Origin of the sequence: Lutibacter profundi (assembly GCF_001543325.1) — a bacterium.
Lineage (GTDB): Bacteria > Bacteroidota > Bacteroidia > Flavobacteriales > Flavobacteriaceae > Lutibacter > Lutibacter profundi.
The window spans coordinates 2,906,096-2,923,609 of the sequence record NZ_CP013355.1; the positions used below are offsets into that span (position 1 = coordinate 2,906,096).

Here is a 17,514-nt window from a genome sequence, read left to right on the forward strand (position 1 = left end):
TTCACAATTTTTCACACTTGAATTACTCCCAAATTAAATTCTTTTTTAATAGGGGCATGGTTGGCAGCCTCAATTCCCATACTAATCCATTTTCTGGTGTCTAACGGGTTTATAACGGCATCAGTCCATAAATGTGCAGCTGCATAATAAGGAGATGTTTGTTTGTTATATCTTTCCTGTATAGATTCTAAGATTTCGTTTTCTTTTTCTTTTGAAATTTTTTCACCTTTCTTTTTTAGTGATGCGGTTTCAATTTGCAATAAAACTTTGGCAGCTTGCCCTCCTCCCATAACTGCCAAACGTGCTGATGGCCATGCTACAATTAATCTTGGGTCATAGGCTTTTCCACACATGGCGTAATTTCCCGCACCGTATGAATTTCCTATAATTATAGTAAATTTAGGAACTACAGAATTACTTACGGCATTTACCATTTTGGCTCCATCTTTAATAATACCACCGTGTTCACTTTTGCTACCAACCATAAAGCCAGTTACATCTTGTAAAAAAACTAATGGAATTTTTTTCTGGTTGCAATTTGCAATAAATCGTGTTGCTTTATCTGCACTGTCTGAATAAATGACTCCTCCAAATTGCATTTCTTTTTTTGCGTTTTTCACAACTTTTCGTTGGTTAGCAACAATACCAACTGCCCAGCCATCAATACGTGCGTAAGCACAAACTATTGTTTTTCCATAGTTTTTTTTATATTCTTCAAATTCAGAGTCATCAACAATTCGTTCAATAATGGCACGTATTTCATATTGTTCAGTTCGCGTTTGTGGAAGTATCCCTAAAATATCTTCAGGATTTTCAATAGGTTTTCTTGCTTCAACTCTGTTAAAACCAGCTTTATCAAAATCACCTATTTTATCAATAATATTTTTAATTTTATCTAAAGCTTCATAGTCATCCTTGGCTTTGTAATCAGTTACTCCACTAATTTCACAATGTGTGGTAGCTCCTCCCAAAGTTTCATTATCAATACTTTCGCCAATGGCTGCTTTTACTAAATAGCTTCCTGCTAAAAAAATACTTCCAGTTTTATCTACAATCAATGCTTCATCACTCATAACTGGTAAATAAGCACCACCGGCTACGCAACTTCCCATAATAGCAGAAATTTGTGTTATTCCCATACTGCTCATTATAGCATTGTTTCTGAAAATTCTTCCAAAATGTTCTTTGTCAGGAAAAATTTCATCTTGCATAGGTAGGTAAACGCCTGCACTATCTACTAAATAAATAATAGGCAACCTATTTTCAATAGCAATTTCTTGAGCTCGTAAATTCTTTTTCGCTGTAATAGGAAACCAAGCACCAGCTTTTACAGTGGCATCATTTGCAACAACAATACATTGTTTTCCTTTAATATAACCAATTTTAATAACTACTCCACCCGATGGGCAACCGCCGTGTTCTTTGTACATATTATCACCAGCTAAAGCACCAATTTCTATTGACCTGGATTTATTATCAAGCAAGTAGTTAATTCTTTCTCTTGCCGTTAATTTACCTTTTGCTTTGTGTTTTTCAATGTTTTTAATTCCTCCGCCTTTATAAACGTTTAAAAGTCTTTTTTTTAGCTCGGTAAGTTGAAGTTTATTGTAATCTTCGTTTTTATTGAAATTGATATTCATTTTGCATGTTTTACTATTCGCTAAAGTACAAAATGAATATTAAAATTAATAAATATATTCCTTGGTTGTAAATACCTAGGTAAATATAAATATTTATTGTAAGTTTGTATCAAATTAAGAACTTAAAACAGGTAGAATGAAGAAAAATATAATAACAATAGGAGGTAGTAATAGTAAAAATTCAATTAATAAAACGTTGGCTGAGCATGTTGGAGGGATGATGAATGATATTGAATTAACAAAAATTGATTTGAATGATTTTTCAATGCCACAATTTTCAATTGATATTGAAAATGAAGAGGGTTTTTCTGAGGGAGTAACTAATTTAAATACTATAATAAACAAAGCCGATGGTTTTATTATTTCATTGGCAGAACACAATGGTTCTTATTCGGTAGCATTTAAAAATGCACTTGATTGGCTATCTAGAATTAACGGTAAGGTTTGGAGAAATAAGCCGGTACTATTACTAGCAACCTCGCCAGGCGAGAGAGGAGGGCAAACGGTATTAGATATTGCTTTGGGGAGATTTCCTTATATGGGAGCAACTATTATTGGAAGTATGTCCTTTCCTTCATTTTTTGAAAATTTTAAAGAAAATGACATTGTAAATACAGATTTAAAATTAAAATTGGTAGAACTGGTTAATCAATTTAAGAAAGCATTATAGTTGTGGGAGATATTTCTAAAGATATTAATTCAATATTTTCCAATGAGAGAGTTAAAGCATTGATTAATATAAAATATACTGCTAATTGGTTAGATACTATTGGGAATGAGCTGTTAAAACCTTTCAAAATTTCTGTACAGCAGTATAATATTTTAAGAATATTGCGTGGAGCTGAAGAGGCGATTACAGTGAGCACCATTAAAAAAAGAATGATTCAAAAATCTCCAAACGCTACTCGATTAATGGATAAGTTATGTGCTAAAAAATTAATTGAAAGAACTCGATGTGAAAATGATAGAAGGATAGTTTATGTTAAAATTTCAGATAAAGGATTAAAATTATTATCAAAAATTAATATTGAAGAATTCAATAATCAGATGAATAACATAACGGTAGAAGAGGCCGAAACATTAAATAAAATTTTGGATAAAATTAGATAAGTAATGAAAAAAACAATACAAAGGGCGAATGAAAGAGGAACTGCCAATCACGGATGGTTAAAAGCCAACTTTTCGTTTAGTTTTGCAAATTATTACAACCCTGAAAAAGTAAATTTTGGCGCTTTACGTGTTTTAAATGATGATGTTATTGAAGCAGGGATGGGTTTTGGAACACATCCGCATAATAATATGGAAATTATTACTATTCCGCTAGAAGGCGCTTTAAAACATAAAGATTCTATGAGTGATAAATGGATTACTTTAGAAACAGGTGAAGTTCAAATAATGTCGGCTGGTAGTGGTTTAATGCATTCCGAAATGAATAATTCAACCACTGAACATATTAACTTGTTTCAAATATGGATAGTTCCAAATAAAAATGAAGTAAAACCGCGTTACGATCAAGGAAAATTTTCTATTTCTGCTAGAAATAATAAATTACAAGTGTTAGTTTCATCAATTGATGATAATGTAGCAAATGAGAGTCTTAAAATTCATCAAGATGCTCAAATTTCAAGAATAGATTTAAGTGAAAATACTGAATTTGAATATGAATTAGCTTCAGAAGAAAAGGGTGTTTTTGTAATGGTCATTAATGGAGAAGTTGAAATTGCTTCAGAAAAATTAACAAAAAGAGATGCTATTGGAATAGAGCAAACAAACCTTTTTAAAATTACTGCTAATAAAAAATCAGAGGTGCTTTTTATAGAAATTCCAATGAGATTCTAATTATTTTTCATTTAAAATTTTCATCATTTCAATAGCGGCAACTTTAGCTTTTGCTTTAACAAAACTTCTTGGCGTTTCATCTCCAATTTCATAAGTAATAGCTGTAGCTTTAAAATATCTTAAAAACCAGCCTTTTGAAACAGGTTGTGTGCTATCTTCTCTAATTTCATTAGGAGTGTAATTAGGAAAAGTAGCATCAATAGCACTAAACCACTCATCATAAAAATGCGGAATTGTAGTTCCTTCCATAGTACCACTTGTATAATATAAATCTTCTTGAGTAGAATGAAAATCAATACCTAAAACAACTTTTCCATCTGATTTTTTAGCTGTTTTTACAATTGTTTTTGTAACCGCCTTCACTTCTGGTTGTCGGTAAAATCCCCAATCTCTATTTAAATCTATACCATTTGCATTATGTCTCCAATGACCAAGATCTACACCATCTGGGTTTACAATTGGAAACACTAAAACTCTATATTTCGAAAAGAATATTTTAGACAATTCATTATTTTGAAGTAAGGTTTCTAAAAAACTTTGGAAAGCAATAAAACCAGAAACTTCAGGTGGGTGTTGGCGAGAAAGAAGAACAACAATATCTTTATTCTTAGGGTTTCCTGTATACATATCTAACATAGGAATTGGCCTCCCTAGAACAGATTTCCCTACAGTTTTATAGTGAACTAGGTTTGGGTTTGAAGAAATAATTTTTGAATACCAATTTTTAGTATCTGTTGAAGTAATAATTTCTTGAGCTGAGACGGTTAAAGGTTCTTTTGTGAGGTTTAATTTTATGGTATAAATTGAATCTAGAAAAAATACATTTTCATTAGATATTGGTGTAAACTTTGTTGTTGAAGTTTTAAGTTTTGGTATATACCTATGACTATATTTTTTTGAATATTTAAACTGAACATAAGTAATTTTAGGATTTGTAGACCAAATTTTAAATGCATAAAAAGCACTATTATTTATGGGCGCATTTTCAGGATATATAGAAACAGCAATCATGGTGTCATTAACCTGTGTAACGTTATTTAAACGAGCGCCATCAAATTTGTTAGATAGTTTAATACCCATTTTTTCAAGGTCATAAATTTTCTTTTGTTGTGTGTAAATTTTTTTATTGTGTGTGTTAATAGGTTTTTCAGCATGAATATGTTTAACAGTAGAACAGCTTAGAAAAACATTACTTATAAGTACAAAAGATAGAAATGCTATTTTTAAAGGAGAATTAAATTTGTGTAAATTCATTTTATAAGGTATATGAAGTAAATTAGTATGCAATATTATTAAATTTTATTTTGAACTTCCTTAAAGAAGACATTTTTTATGATATTTATTTAAAAATTGCGATATTTGCTAACTGCTTATTTTTTTTATAGATTAATCAAAACATACAATAAAAATGAATAAAAACACAGTATTAGCTTGGGCTACAGTAATTATGATTATAGTTGGATTGGGGCTTATTGCACTAGGAGCTTTTAGATATAATGATGTTGCAGGTTGGGGGTTTGCCTCGGTAGGAGTAGGTTTTTTTGCAATAGCCTGGGTATTTAATGCATTAAAAGGTAGAGTTTAAAATATTTAAATTAGTATTATTAAGTAATGGCTGACGATAAAAAAGTAATTTTTTCAATGTCTGGAGTAAGCAAAGCTTACCAAGGCGCAAACAAACAAGTTTTAAAAAACATATACTTAAGTTTTTTTTATGGGGCTAAAATTGGAATTTTAGGTTTAAATGGTTCTGGAAAATCAACTTTATTAAAAATTATTGCAGGCCTTGAAAAAAGTTATCAAGGCGATGTGATTTTTGCTCCAGGTTATTCAGTTGGATATTTATCTCAAGAACCTCTTTTAGATGAAACGAAAACTGTTTTAGATATTGTAAAAGAAGGTGTTGCTGAAACAGTAGCCATTTTAGATGAGTACAATAAAATAAATGATTTATTTGGGTTAGAGGAAGTGTATTCCGATGCTGATAAAATGGATAAGCTAATGGCTCAACAGGCCGTACTTCAAGATAAAATTGATGCAGCAAACGCTTGGGAATTAGATACTAAATTGGAAATAGCAATGGATGCATTACGCACTCCGGAAGCTGATACTCCAATCAAAAATCTTTCAGGAGGTGAGCGTAGAAGAGTAGCCTTATGTAGGTTATTATTGCAAGAACCCGATGTACTGTTGTTAGATGAGCCAACAAATCACTTAGATGCAGAATCTGTACATTGGTTAGAACATCACCTACAACAATATAAAGGGACTGTGATTGCTGTAACTCATGATAGATATTTTTTAGACAATGTTGCTGGCTGGATTTTAGAATTGGATAGAGGAGAAGGTATACCTTGGAAAGGAAATTATTCGTCTTGGTTAGATCAAAAATCCAAACGATTGGCGCAAGAATCAAAAACAGCATCTAAGCGTCAAAAAACTTTAGAGCGAGAATTAGAATGGGTAAGAATGGCTCCAAAAGGCCGTCATGCAAAATCAAAAGCACGTTTGGCTAATTATGAAAAGTTAATGAGTCAAGATCAAAATCAATTAGATGCAAAATTAGAAATTTATATTCCTAATGGTCCACGTTTAGGAACAAATGTTATTGAAGCCAAAGGAGTGTCAAAAGCTTACGGAGATAAATTATTGTATGAAAATTTAGAATTTAATTTACCACAAGCTGGTATTGTAGGTGTTATTGGCCCAAATGGAGCTGGGAAAACAACTATTTTTAAAATGATAATGGGTGAAGAAAACCCAGATAAAGGAGAATTTAAGGTTGGTGATACTGCAAAAATAGCTTACGTAGACCAAAGTCATTCAAACATAGATACTGAAAAAACAATTTGGCAAAACTTTTCTGATGAACAAGAATTAATTATGATGGGAGGAAAACAAGTTAATTCTCGTGCCTATTTGAGTCGATTTAATTTTTCAGGAAGTGAACAGAATAAGAAAGTAAGTGCGCTTTCTGGAGGAGAAAGAAATCGTTTACATTTAGCAATGACATTGCGTGAAGAAGGAAACGTTTTATTATTAGATGAACCAACCAATGATTTGGATGTAAATACATTGAGAGCACTGGAAGAAGGTTTGGAAAACTTTGCAGGTTGTGCTGTTGTAATTAGCCATGATAGATGGTTTTTAGACAGAGTTTGTACACATATTTTAGCTTTTGAAGGTAATTCTGAAGTCTATTTTTTTGAGGGTTCATTCTCAGATTACGAGGAAAATAAAAAGGCTAGACTTGGTGGAGATTTAATGCCTAAGCGTATTAAATATAAAAAGTTGATTAGGTAATAAATCTGAATTTTACATAAAGGTTTCTTATTATTTATAAATTTTATAGTTAAAAAAGAATGGCAAAACAACTATAAGATGCACGAATTCATTAATTTATATCATTTTACGTATATTAATAACTAAAATTCAAAGATTATGGATAAGAATAGAATACTAACAATTTCATCAGTATTACTAATTATTTTAGGTATTGCAATGGTTTACATAGGAGGATTTTATGCACCAAAAATTATGTTACCTCCAATAATTACAGGAATAGGATTCTTTATTATTGCTTGGTCTTTAAATGCATTAAAAAAATAATTAAATCCAAAAACAGTCTATAAAATCAGTGAACATATGAAAAAGTAATCCAATTGCTAGTATTCTTAATTTAGGGACGAAAAGCAATAAGAGATACAACCCAATTGCATAATAGGAGTGAAGCGGATGAAAATTGATGCTACATCTAGTAGCATCAAACAACGGTGTAGCAATTAAGTGATCTAAATCTACTAACATAGTTAAGATAAATAGTAACCATACTTTTTTCCAATTATTCTTAAAAAATAAATAGGCTATAACACCCGGAACTAAAAAGTGCATTCCATAGTGTGTTAGGAATCTAAGAATATCCACAATTATAAATTTATTTTTTGATTTTCTAAATAATTTAAAGCATTTGGGCCTTCCATAAAAAGTAAATCTAAAATACTTAAATTAGAAATAAAACCATGATTAGTGTTAAATACCTGATAGTAATTTTTTAGATTAACTATTTTTTCAGGTTTTGCAATTGCTAAATAACGAATATCTAAATATTCAGTTTCTTTTAGAAATTCAGTTGTTTTTGAAGTTGGTATTTCTAATTGTAAGGCATCCATTATAAATTCATGGCACTTCAAATTTAAATCTAATAAAAAGGGGATTCTTTTTTCAAATATTGGTCGTAAATCATCAATGTAAAATTCAAAAAAAGGAGAAGAACTATATGCTGTTTTCAACGTTTTTAAATGTAATTTTTGCCAATCATCCTTATAATCAATTTTTATATCTTTTGTTTTTTGCTTTATACCTCTGCTATGTTGAATAGGGATATTTAATGAATGCTTACCATTGGCTGTATATATATAGCAACGATTTCTGTAAGTTTGTTTTTGAAAATTATCTTCTATTTCAAATATAATTTTTTTTGATTTTGCTATTGTAACATATTGTATTATCGGTGAAAAATATGTTGGTTGTAGTAAAACCATAATAAATAGAACAATTATTTAAATCTAAATGATATTTGTGATATTATCCTTCTTCTTTCTTGCGTTTTCTATAAGAACTGTAACCAAACCAAAGAGCTAAAGCTCCTAAAAAATAGTATAAGTACGAAACTGGTTTTCCACTACCATGAACAGTTGTGAACACACGCTCCCATCTAATTTTATTTGCAATTCCTTGTGCATTACTATTCCAGCTAAACCAAATAAAAACAGGTTTGCCAACTACGTGGTCAAAAGGAACGTAACCCCAATAACGGGCATCTTCAGAATTATGTCTGTTGTCACCCATCATCCAATAATAATTTTGTTTAAAGGTGTATGTACTTGCTAATTTTCCATTGATAAAAATTTCATCTCCGTTAACAGTTAAATTATTATTTTCATAAACCTCAATAATTCGTTTGTAAAATGGTAAAGATTTAGCGTTTAATTCAACTGTTTTACCTGCTTCAGGAATATAAATTGGCCCATAATTATCTCGTGACCATTTGTATTGTTCGTTATGAGGGAATAAAGTTGAATCATAATTTCCTTTAGGAGAAATATCTTTTATTACACTTTTAACTAATGGATTATTTTTTAGCTTTCGTGCATTTACATCCGTTAGGTTTACATAATATTCTCCATTGTTTCCACCTCCTAATTCTGTAGATTGATACCTTGTCATTAAACTTTGAGGATTAAAACCTTCCTTTACAATTACATGGTGAAAATATTGAGGTTTTGCTCTATCAGGTAGTACTGTTTGTTTTCCATTAATAAAAATGTAACCATCCTTAATTTCTAAAGAATCTCCTGGAACACCAACACAACGTTTTACATAATTTGATTTTTTATCAATAGGTTTATCAACATGAATTTTAGAATTATCTCTAAAAAAACGAACGGTATCTGTAGGCCAGTTAAAAACAACAATTTCATTTCGTTTAATATTTTGAAACCCAGGTAACCTAAAATAAGGTAGTTGAGGTTTTTTTAAATAAGATTTTGCTTTAATAAAAGGGAGAGAGTCATGAACCATTGGAGCTGCAATTACTGTCATGGGAGTTCTAGCTCCATAATGAAACTTACTTACAAATAAAAAGTCACCAACTAATAATGATTTTTCTAATGATGAGGTTGGAATGGTATATGGTTGCATAAAATAAGTATGAACCAATGTTGCAGCAACAATGGCAAAAACAATAGAACTTACCCATTCCCCTAATTCAGTTCTAGATTTTAAACTTCGATCTTCAATATATTTAACATTTGTTAAATAATTTATGTAATACGTGTAAAAACCTAGTGTTAAAACCGCTAAAAAGGAATCAACGGTTGAATTTTTTCCGAAACTTCGAATAGTTTCAATCCAAATTACGGGAAACATCAATAAATTTATAATAGGTATAAACAATAAAATTATCCACCAAGTAGGTCTTTTTATTATTTTCATCAATATAATTGCATTGTAAATAGGGATTATTGCTTCCCAAGATTTTCTACCTGCTTTTATGTATAATTTCCACGTTCCTAAAAAGTGAATTACTTGAATTATTAAAAAAAATATAAACCATTGAGTCATTGTCATAATTAGTAATTTTAAATATTATTTTAAATCTAAAACATCTTTCATTGTAAAAACGCCTGTTTTATCAACCAGCCACTCAGCTGCAATTATAGCTCCTAAAGCAAATCCATTTCTATTGTGTGCTGTGTGTTTTATTTCAATTGTATCTTCTGCTGATTCATATTTGATTGCATGAGTTCCGGGAACATCAGGAATACGTTTTGATGCTATAGGTATTTCATTTTTATTATTTGTTACATTTAAAGACCAATTATCTTTAGAGCTATGTTTTAAAATATCTTCGGCCAACGTTATTGCAGTACCACTAGGTTTGTCAAGTTTTTTGGTATGATGAATTTCTTCTATTGATACTTGGTAGTTGTTTAAATGAGCTATTATTTTAGCTAAATATTCATTCAATTTAAAGAAAACATTAACACCTATACTAAAATTAGAGGCATAAATAAAACTTCCTTTTTTTTTCTTGCAAAGTGCAGTAACATCATTAAATTTATCTAACCAGCCAGTGGTTCCACTAACTACAGGAATATTGTTGTTTAAACAATTAGCAATATTTTCAAAAGCCATTGAAGGAATACTAAAATCAATAGCTACATCCGCTAAAGTTATATCGTAATTTTTAGTGTTTTTACCAACTTTTAACACAATTTCATGACCTTTATCTAAAGCAATTTGTTCAATTGTTTTCCCCATTCTTCCATAACCTAATAAAGCAATTTTCATTTTTAAAAATTAAAATTAATTTGTGCACCAACTATTGGCCTTTGGTTTATTGAGTTTTTAATTAACTTAGGACTTATAGATAAATTGTTATCTACATTATGTTGCAATAAGTGTGCATTGGTACTAGCTTCAATAACTTGTAGAGCATATAAAGCAACAGTTACCAATAATGATAAATCTCTATCTTTTTTATATCCCTTTTGGGCAGTTATTAAAGCTTCTTCTGATAATAAAATATTACCATTCACTCCATCAAATTCATGTGGTTTTCCATCTTTCATTAATTTAAAAGCAGTTCTAGCCCTATTATAATTAGTGTTATTTGAACTGTAAAAATAAATACTAGTACCTAATGCAGCATAAACAATTGGGATTTTCCAATATTTTTTGTTGTATGCTTGTCCTAATCCAGGTAAAATAGCTGAATAAAACGCCGCTTTTGAAGGAGAAAGAGGATTGTAAATGTTTGAGTTGCCAAAGTCTGTATCATTAACATTTAAGGCACCATTTTCTTGAGAAAAACAATGGACAATAGTTAAAGAAGTTATAAAAATAAATATGAATAACTGTTTATTTAACACTATTGTAATAATTTTTTAATTCTATTGAAATCTTCTTCAGAATGGAAAGGAATAATAATTTTACCTTTGTCTTTCCCTGCCAATTTAATATTAATTTTATGCCCAAAATATTCACTAAAAGTCTTTAAACTTTGAGAAATAAATTTTGGAGTTTCAGTATTGTTAGAAATTTTTTTCGGTTTGGTAATTGTATCTTCTCTAAGACCTTTAACTAATTGCTCTGTTTGACGAACCGATAATTTTTGTTGAATTATTTTCTCATAAATATCTAATTGGTCTTCTATTTTTTCAACATTTATTAATGCTCTACCATGTCCCATAGTTAAAAAACCATCACGCATACCCGTTTGAATAATAGGGTCTAGTTTTAGTAACCTTAGGTAATTACTAATAGTGGAACGTTTTTTTCCAACACGTTTGCTCATTTCTTCTTGAGTTAAGTCTATTTCCTCAATTAATCGTTGGTATGAAAGAGCAACTTCAATAGGATCTAAATCTTTACGTTGTATATTTTCAACCAAGGCCATTTCAAGCATTTCTTGGTCGTTGGCAATTCTTATATATGCAGGAATTGTAGTGTTTCCAATTAATTTTGAAGCTCTAAATCTTCTTTCCCCAGAAACTAATTGAAATTTATTCCCTTCTAATTTACGAATAGTAATAGGTTGAATAACTCCTAATTCTCTAATAGAACTTGCTAATTCAAGAAGGGATTCTTCATTAAAATAACTTCTAGGTTGAAATGGGTTTACGTCAATTAAATCCATTTCTATTTCAATAATAGAACCTACAATTTTATCTGCATTTTTATCATTCGCTGAATTAATATCTGAGCTTGAATTATTTAATAAGGCAGATAACCCTCTTCCAAGTGCTTGTTTTTTAGTAGCTTTTGCCATCCTTATTATGTGATTTTAAAATTTCGTTTGCTAAGTTAATATAATTTATGGCACCTTTACTAGTTGCATCGTAGGCAATAATGCTTTCTCCATAACTTGGGGCTTCGCTTAACCGAACGTTACGCTTAATAATGGTTTTAAAAACCATATTTTGAAAGTGTTTTTTTACCTCTTCTACTACTTGGTTTGAAAGACGCAAACGCGAGTCGTACATAGTGAGCAATAAGCCTTCAATATCTAAATTTTCATTGTGTATTTTTTGAACACTTTTTATGGTATTTAACAATTTCCCTAATCCTTCTAAAGCAAAATATTCACATTGAATGGGTATAATTACAGAATCTGCTGCAATAAGAGCATTAAGAGTAATTAGTCCAAGTGAAGGGGCACAATCAATAAATATGTAATCATATTCATTTTTAATACTTTCAAGAGCTTCTTTTAGCTTAAATTCACGCTTATTTTTATCTACCAATTCAATTTCTATGGCTACTAAATCTATGTGTGCAGGAATAATATCTACATTTGGAGAATTGGTTGAAACAATGGCTTCTTTAGCTGTAATTGTATGTTCTAGCAATTGATAGCTTCCTTTTTCAACAGCTTCAACAACAATGCCAAGGCTTGAAGATGCATTAGCTTGCGGATCGGCATCAATTAGTAATACCTTTTTTTCTAGTACGCCCATTGCAGCTGCTAAATTCACAGTTGTTGTAGTTTTACCAACACCACCTTTTTGATTGGCTATTGCAATAATTTTTCCCATAAAAGTACGACGAGTTATATAAAGATGTAAAAATACAATTAATTATGGTTTTTAAAAGAGAATAACATTAACAAAACACTAAAAAATAAAGAGGTTGTAACTTTCAACCTCTCTAATTTTTTAATTTTTGGTAGGTATATGTTCTAAAATCTCAAGTAAATATTTCCAAAATTTTTGAGCAGATTTAATATTGGCTTTCTCATCAGGTGAATGAGCACCTTGGATTGTTGGCCCAAACGAAATCATATCCATATCTGGATAATTTGTACCGAGAATACCACATTCTAGACCTGCATGGCAAGCTACAACAGCTGCTTTACTATGAAATAATTTCTCATAAGTTTCAGTTAAAACGTTTAATATTTGAGAGTTTACGTTAGGTTTCCAACCAGGATAAGAACCTGAAAGTGTAACTTGATACCCTCCTAATTCAAATGTAGCTTTTAAGGCATTTGCCAAGTCAAATTTTGATGTTTCAACAGACGACCTTGTTAGGCATAAAATTGTAATTTCTTCATCTTTAACAATCACACGGGCTATATTATTTGAAGTTTCAACTAAATCTTCCATATCATTACTCATTCTATATACGCCATTGTGTGCGGCATAAATAGCGTTAAGTAATGTAATTTGACTTATAGTTGTCATTACTTTTTTAGGAGCATCGGTTTCGGTAATTAAAATTTCTAAATTAGGGTCAACAGTGTTTAGCTCTTGTTTAATTTCGGTTATAACGTTATTTATTTTTTTTAAAAAAGTATTTTTTTTAGCGTTATAAACAGAAATTATAGCAAAACTTTCTCGAGGTATAGCATTTCTTAAACTTCCCCCATTTATTTCTGATATTCTAATAAAATCTTGAGATTCATATAATAAACGATTCATAATTTTATTAGCATTTCCAAGACCTTTATGTATATCCATCCCAGAATGTCCACCGTTTAATCCAGTTACAGATATTGAAAATCCAACACTATTTGTAGGAGTATGCACCTCATGATAAACATTTTTAACAGTAATGTCAATTCCTCCAGCACAACCTATATCAATTTCATCATCTTCTTCTGTATCTAGGTTAAGCAATATTTCTCCATCTAAATATCCAGCTTGTAGTCCCATTGCACCAGTCATTCCAGTTTCTTCATCAATGGTAAATAAGGCTTCTAAAGGAGGGTGTTTAATGTTACTTGATTCTAAAACACTCATTATTGCAGCAACTCCCAAACCGTTGTCAGCACCAAGTGTTGTTCCATCTGCACGTACCCAGCCATCTTCAATTTTCATTTTAATACCTTCTGTATCAAAATCAAAATTAGTATCAGCATTTTTTTGATGAACCATGTCTAAATGTCCTTGCATTACAACAGGTTTTCTATTTTCCATTCCTTTTGAAGCAGGTTTTTTTATAATAACATTCCCAACGGGATCAACAATTGTTTCGAGGTTTAATTTTTTTCCAAAGTCTACCATAAACTGGATTACTTTTTCTTCTTTTTTGGAACCTCTTGGAACTGCATTTAAATCAGCAAAATTATTCCAAAGAGCTTTAGGTTCTAGTTCTCTGATCTCTTTATTCATCTTTATATTGTGTTATTTACTATGATAATTCTATAATACTTTCACTCAGTGGTTTTCTTACCTTTTTCATGCCACTCATAATATCATCTTCTGCTCTAAAACCTACAGGTAGTAATAAAACAGATTTTAAATTTAAGTTTTTTAAATTTAACAATTCATCTATTTTTTCTGGAACAAAACCTTCCATTGGGCAGGCATCAATTTTTTCTGCGGCACAAACAGTCATTAAATTTCCTAAGGCAATATATGTTTGGTTTTTAGCAGATTGCTGTTTTTCTTCAACTGTTTTGTTTTTGTACATATCAATCAGTTGTTTTCTAAAGTCTGAAATTACTTTTTCATCAATATTTCTTATTCGCTTCTCCATATCAAAATAAGCATTAATGTCATCAGTTGTTGTGTCTTCTTCAATACATAAAATTAATAAATGAGAGGCATCAGCAACTTGACGTTGAAAATAGGCATGTTCTACAAATTTTTCTTGGATTTCTTTATTGTTAATTACAATTAATTTTATAGGTTGTAAACCAAAAGATGTGGGTGTTAAATTGAAAGCTTTTTTTAGCGTTTCAATTTGTTGATTTGTCAATTTTTTTGAGGGATCAAATTTTTTAGTAGCATATCTCCATTCTAAGCTATCAAGTATGTTCATTTGAATTAAATTAGTTTTTACAAAATTAACCCAAAAGTACTCAAATTTAGTCAATTTTAATAGTCAATTTTCATAACTAAAAGTTAATTTATACTTTTATGAGAATTAAAATTGCTATGAAAGAAAATTTACTACATTTTGTGTGGAAACTACAATTGTTTTCACCAATGAAATTACAATCTACCAAAGGAGAATTTATTCAAGTTGTTGCTTCTGGAATAGAAAATAAAAATACAGGTCCAGATTTTTTGAACGCTAAAATTGTAATAGGGAAACAACTTTGGGCTGGAAATGTTGAAATTCATATAAATTCATCAGACTGGTATGCACATACTCATGAAGTTGATAGCAATTATGATTCAGTTATTTTGCATGTTGTTTGGGAACACAATGTTGATATTTATAGAAAATCCAATCAAAAAATAGCAACATTAGAGTTGAAAAATTATATATCTAAGCATTTATTGGATAATTATAAGTTGCTTTTTAATAGGCCTAAAAAATGGATTAATTGTGAACATAATATTGAAGTAATAAATTCATTCATTTTAACACATTGGTTTGAACGGCTTTTTTTTGAGAGACTAGAACAAAAATCAGATGATATTCAACAACTATTAACTTCAAATAATAACGATTGGGAGGCTACTTTATTTATTTTATTAGCAAAAAATTTTGGATTAAAAATTAATGCTGATGCATTTAAAAATTTCGCCACTTCTTTTAACTTTTCAGTTGTTAGGAAAGTTTCAACAAATCTCAATCAATTAGAAGCATTGTTTTTTGGTCAAGCAGGTTTGTTAGCTAATAACTTTGAGTCAGCATATTTTAAAAGATTAAAAGAAGAATATGAATATTTAAAAATAAAATATAAACTAACATCAATTTCAAAAGAGCAAGTTCAATTTTTTAGATTGCGACCAAATAATTTTCCAACGGTAAGATTATCTCAATTAGCTTCGTTGTATTTTAAACATAAAAATTTATTTTCAAAAATAATTGAAGTGAATACAGTTGAAGATTTTTATGATTTATTAGCAACTGCTACCTTACCTTTTTGGGAAACTCATTATACGTTTGAGAAAGAGTCAAAAAAAAGCATCAAAAAATTATCAAAATCATTTATTGATTTAGTGTTAATTAACACCATTGTACCTGTAAAATTTATGTATTTAAAAAATATTGGTAAAAGTAATTTTAGTTCAGTAATTTCTATAATAGATCAAATTAAGCCTGAAAAAAACAAGATTACTTCAAACTTTAATAATTTAAAAATTAAAAGTAGTAATGCTTTTGAAACGCAGGCTTTGTTACAGCTTAAGAATGAATATTGCAACCATCAACTTTGTTTACAATGTGAAATAGGGAAAGAAGTATTAAAAATTTAATTTGGATACCAGTTACGTATACGAATTTCAATATTTTTATTTTTGGCGTTTACTAATTTTTTAAATTTAGCAACATCACTGTATTCGTTTTTTCCTCTGTAATGAAATGGATACACAATTTTTGGCTGAAACTCTAGAACTGCATTTGCAGCTTGGTTTATATTCATAGTATAAGGTAAATTCATACAAATAAAAGCAATATCAATATTTTGAAGCATTCTCATTTCTAAAATATCTTCTGTGTCTCCTGAAATATAAATACGTTTATTATCAATAGTTAAAAGATATCCATTACCTCTTCCTTTTGGGTGTTTTGAATTTGTATTTTCAGGTAAATTATACATTGGTATAGCTTTTATAAACATGTTAAGCCTATGAACCCCTTGGTTATTTTTTAAAATAGTTAGTTGTGAGTTGTATTTTTCTGGTAATTTATTTGCGACTGCTTCAGGAACTATAAAAATAGTATTAGAAGTATCTATAGAATTTAATGTTTTTAAATTTAGATGATCTCCATGAACATCAGTTATTAAAATAATAGCAGGTGATTTTAAGTTAGTGTATATTTTTTCTTTTCCTGAAGGGTCAATGAGTATTGTTTTGTTGTTAACAGTTAATATAAAACTGGCATGCGAAATTGGTTGAATTAGAATATATCCATTATTAGTTATTATACTATCAATTGTTATTTTTTGCGACCAAATGAAATGATTAAGTAACAAGAAGGTAATTAGTGAAACTGTTTTTAATTTCATAGGTTCATATTTTTCTGTAAGATTACTAAAAGAATTAAAGAGTTGTTTTGTTATAGAAATCTTTTACCCAGGCAATTAATTGATTTTCAGTAAGTAACTCTGATTTATAGACTCCAATTAATTTATCTTTAACCAGCATATTAGATTTAATTTCTTTCTTAAATAATTTTTTCATTTTTGAAGGGCCAAAAAGCACAACGTTATCACAATTTATAATTTCTTTTAATAATTGTTTGAAAAATTTTTTAGTTTGTATATTTCTACGGTTCAGTTTATTCTTTTCAAAAGTCATATACTGTCCGCCAAATCTACCATATTTTTTAGACTCTCCCGGAACACGCTCTCGGGTTTCAATGTTAGACTCAATTTTTTTAATAGAGTGATTATTGTTTGTAACTTTAATAATAAAAGCTTGTTTTGTGTCGATCCAAATTCCAATATTTTTTCTCATAATTGTTAATTTAACGGATTAAACTATTGGGGCAGTAGTAAATACTAGATTGCTTGTATAAAATTACGAAAAAATAAAGTTAAATATCAATTCTAAACAAGAAAAAGCTACAA

20 protein-coding genes are annotated in these 17,514 nt (G+C 29.5%); 7 read left to right on the forward strand and 13 right to left on the reverse strand.

The window, feature by feature from the left end:
• Positions 1-11: 11 nt before the first annotated feature.
• On the reverse strand, positions 12-1,640 hold the full coding sequence (locus Lupro_RS12785) for an acyl-CoA carboxylase subunit beta (protein ID WP_068211102.1): 1,629 nt from the start codon (positions 1,638-1,640) through the stop codon (positions 12-14).
• Between the two features lie 136 nt (positions 1,641-1,776).
• On the opposite strand from Lupro_RS12785, the gene Lupro_RS12790 reads away from it, so the two are divergent.
• Genes Lupro_RS12790 through Lupro_RS12800 form a run of 3 tightly spaced genes read left to right on the forward strand, consistent with a single transcriptional unit; the run spans position 1,777 to position 3,479 of the window.
• Entirely contained in the window at positions 1,777-2,310 is a 534-nt protein-coding gene (locus Lupro_RS12790) for an NADPH-dependent FMN reductase (RefSeq protein ID WP_068211106.1), read from the forward strand.
• Between the two features lie 2 nt (positions 2,311-2,312).
• A complete protein-coding gene (locus tag Lupro_RS12795) occupies positions 2,313-2,750 on the forward strand; it encodes a MarR family winged helix-turn-helix transcriptional regulator (RefSeq protein ID WP_068211109.1) in 438 nt (145 codons plus the stop codon).
• 3 nt (positions 2,751-2,753) lie between these two features.
• Positions 2,754-3,479 (forward strand): pirin family protein, encoded by a 726-nt coding sequence (locus tag Lupro_RS12800; protein WP_068211112.1) that lies wholly within the window; start codon positions 2,754-2,756, stop codon positions 3,477-3,479.
• Here Lupro_RS12800 and Lupro_RS12805 read toward each other — a convergent pair whose 3' ends face one another.
• A complete protein-coding gene (locus tag Lupro_RS12805) occupies positions 3,480-4,733 on the reverse strand; it encodes a M14 family metallopeptidase (RefSeq protein ID WP_068211116.1) in 1,254 nt (417 codons plus the stop codon).
• Positions 4,734-4,887: 154 nt separating this feature from the next.
• Here Lupro_RS12805 and Lupro_RS13610 point away from each other — a divergent pair, with 154 nt between their 5' ends.
• The 3 genes from Lupro_RS13610 (at position 4,888) to Lupro_RS13570 (ending at position 7,088) form a co-directional block, all read left to right on the forward strand.
• The gene (locus Lupro_RS13610) at positions 4,888-5,064 is read left to right on the forward strand and encodes a CAL67264 family membrane protein (RefSeq protein WP_099092403.1); all 177 of its coding nucleotides are present in this window, start codon (positions 4,888-4,890) and stop codon (positions 5,062-5,064) included.
• A 26-nt stretch (positions 5,065-5,090) separates the two neighbouring features.
• Positions 5,091-6,782, forward strand: a complete 1,692-nt coding sequence (gene ettA, locus Lupro_RS12810; RefSeq protein WP_068211119.1) for an energy-dependent translational throttle protein EttA — start codon at positions 5,091-5,093, stop codon at positions 6,780-6,782.
• Between the two features lie 138 nt (positions 6,783-6,920).
• Positions 6,921-7,088 carry a hypothetical protein gene (locus tag Lupro_RS13570; RefSeq protein WP_099092404.1) on the forward strand — a complete coding sequence of 56 codons (168 nt, stop codon included), beginning with the start codon at positions 6,921-6,923 and terminating at the stop codon, positions 7,086-7,088.
• On the opposite strand, the gene Lupro_RS12815 is transcribed toward Lupro_RS13570, so the two are convergent.
• The 9 genes from Lupro_RS12815 to Lupro_RS12855 all read right to left on the reverse strand — a co-directional run bounded on the left by Lupro_RS12815 (position 7,089) and on the right by Lupro_RS12855 (position 14,807).
• Complete coding sequence (locus tag Lupro_RS12815) at positions 7,089-7,403, reverse strand: DUF6122 family protein (RefSeq protein WP_335339113.1); 315 nt, start codon at positions 7,401-7,403, stop codon at positions 7,089-7,091.
• Between the two features lie 2 nt (positions 7,404-7,405).
• Positions 7,406-8,020 (reverse strand): WbqC family protein, encoded by a 615-nt coding sequence (locus Lupro_RS12820; protein WP_068211122.1) that lies wholly within the window; start codon positions 8,018-8,020, stop codon positions 7,406-7,408.
• A gap of 43 nt (positions 8,021-8,063) precedes the next feature.
• Complete coding sequence (gene lepB, locus Lupro_RS12825; protein ID WP_068211125.1) at positions 8,064-9,608, reverse strand: signal peptidase I; 1,545 nt, start codon at positions 9,606-9,608, stop codon at positions 8,064-8,066.
• 18 nt (positions 9,609-9,626) lie between these two features.
• Positions 9,627-10,331, reverse strand: coding sequence for a 4-hydroxy-tetrahydrodipicolinate reductase (dapB, locus tag Lupro_RS12830; RefSeq protein ID WP_068211128.1), 705 nt, complete (start codon positions 10,329-10,331; stop codon positions 9,627-9,629).
• Positions 10,332-10,333: 2 nt separating this feature from the next.
• Positions 10,334-10,912 (reverse strand): DUF5683 domain-containing protein, encoded by a 579-nt coding sequence (locus Lupro_RS12835; RefSeq protein WP_068211131.1) that lies wholly within the window; start codon positions 10,910-10,912, stop codon positions 10,334-10,336.
• Positions 10,912-11,811: a ParB/RepB/Spo0J family partition protein gene (locus Lupro_RS12840; protein ID WP_068211134.1), complete on the reverse strand. Its 900-nt coding sequence runs from the start codon at positions 11,809-11,811 to the stop codon at positions 10,912-10,914. The genes Lupro_RS12835 and Lupro_RS12840 overlap by 1 nt, the downstream gene beginning before the upstream one ends.
• Positions 11,795-12,577 (reverse strand): ParA family protein, encoded by a 783-nt coding sequence (locus tag Lupro_RS12845; RefSeq protein ID WP_068211137.1) that lies wholly within the window; start codon positions 12,575-12,577, stop codon positions 11,795-11,797. The genes Lupro_RS12840 and Lupro_RS12845 overlap by 17 nt, the downstream gene beginning before the upstream one ends.
• A 120-nt stretch (positions 12,578-12,697) precedes the next feature.
• The gene (locus tag Lupro_RS12850; protein ID WP_068211139.1) at positions 12,698-14,155 is read right to left on the reverse strand and encodes an aminoacyl-histidine dipeptidase; all 1,458 of its coding nucleotides are present in this window, start codon (positions 14,153-14,155) and stop codon (positions 12,698-12,700) included.
• 19 nt (positions 14,156-14,174) lie between these two features.
• Entirely contained in the window at positions 14,175-14,807 is a 633-nt protein-coding gene (locus tag Lupro_RS12855) for an NAD(P)H-dependent oxidoreductase (RefSeq protein WP_068211141.1), read from the reverse strand.
• A 98-nt stretch (positions 14,808-14,905) separates the two neighbouring features.
• Between Lupro_RS12855 and Lupro_RS12860 the strand changes: the two genes are divergently transcribed.
• Complete coding sequence (locus Lupro_RS12860; protein WP_227807452.1) at positions 14,906-16,195, forward strand: DUF2851 family protein; 1,290 nt, start codon at positions 14,906-14,908, stop codon at positions 16,193-16,195.
• On the opposite strand, the gene Lupro_RS12865 is transcribed toward Lupro_RS12860, so the two are convergent.
• Together Lupro_RS12865 and Lupro_RS12870 are read right to left on the reverse strand one after the other, a co-directional pair.
• Entirely contained in the window at positions 16,192-16,950 is a 759-nt protein-coding gene (locus tag Lupro_RS12865; protein WP_068211143.1) for an MBL fold metallo-hydrolase, read from the reverse strand. The genes Lupro_RS12860 and Lupro_RS12865 overlap by 4 nt on opposite strands.
• 34 nt (positions 16,951-16,984) lie before the next feature.
• On the reverse strand, positions 16,985-17,401 hold the full coding sequence (locus Lupro_RS12870) for a hypothetical protein (RefSeq protein WP_068211146.1): 417 nt from the start codon (positions 17,399-17,401) through the stop codon (positions 16,985-16,987).
• Between the last annotated feature and the right edge of the window lie 113 nt (positions 17,402-17,514).

Coding starts and splice junctions, on each gene's coding strand:
- Lupro_RS12800 (WP_068211112.1), top strand. CDS start 2,754: ATGAAAAAAACAATACAAAGGGCGAATGAAAGAGGAACTGCCAATCAC.
- Lupro_RS12820 (WP_068211122.1), bottom strand. CDS start 8,020: ATGGTTTTACTACAACCAACATATTTTTCACCGATAATACAATATGTT.
- Lupro_RS12870 (WP_068211146.1), bottom strand. CDS start 17,401: ATGAGAAAAAATATTGGAATTTGGATCGACACAAAACAAGCTTTTATT.
- Lupro_RS12860 (WP_227807452.1), top strand. CDS start 14,906: ATGAGAATTAAAATTGCTATGAAAGAAAATTTACTACATTTTGTGTGG.
- Lupro_RS12865 (WP_068211143.1), bottom strand. CDS start 16,950: ATGAAATTAAAAACAGTTTCACTAATTACCTTCTTGTTACTTAATCAT.
- ettA (WP_068211119.1), top strand. CDS start 5,091: ATGGCTGACGATAAAAAAGTAATTTTTTCAATGTCTGGAGTAAGCAAA.
- Lupro_RS13570 (WP_099092404.1), top strand. CDS start 6,921: ATGGATAAGAATAGAATACTAACAATTTCATCAGTATTACTAATTATT.
- Lupro_RS12855 (WP_068211141.1), bottom strand. CDS start 14,807: ATGAACATACTTGATAGCTTAGAATGGAGATATGCTACTAAAAAATTT.
- Lupro_RS12850 (WP_068211139.1), bottom strand. CDS start 14,155: ATGAATAAAGAGATCAGAGAACTAGAACCTAAAGCTCTTTGGAATAAT.
- Lupro_RS13610 (WP_099092403.1), top strand. CDS start 4,888: ATGAATAAAAACACAGTATTAGCTTGGGCTACAGTAATTATGATTATA.
- Lupro_RS12785 (WP_068211102.1), bottom strand. CDS start 1,640: ATGAATATCAATTTCAATAAAAACGAAGATTACAATAAACTTCAACTT.
- Lupro_RS12790 (WP_068211106.1), top strand. CDS start 1,777: ATGAAGAAAAATATAATAACAATAGGAGGTAGTAATAGTAAAAATTCA.
- dapB (WP_068211128.1), bottom strand. CDS start 10,331: ATGAAAATTGCTTTATTAGGTTATGGAAGAATGGGGAAAACAATTGAA.
- Lupro_RS12845 (WP_068211137.1), bottom strand. CDS start 12,577: ATGGGAAAAATTATTGCAATAGCCAATCAAAAAGGTGGTGTTGGTAAA.
- Lupro_RS12840 (WP_068211134.1), bottom strand. CDS start 11,811: ATGGCAAAAGCTACTAAAAAACAAGCACTTGGAAGAGGGTTATCTGCC.
- Lupro_RS12805 (WP_068211116.1), bottom strand. CDS start 4,733: ATGAATTTACACAAATTTAATTCTCCTTTAAAAATAGCATTTCTATCT.
- lepB (WP_068211125.1), bottom strand. CDS start 9,608: ATGACAATGACTCAATGGTTTATATTTTTTTTAATAATTCAAGTAATT.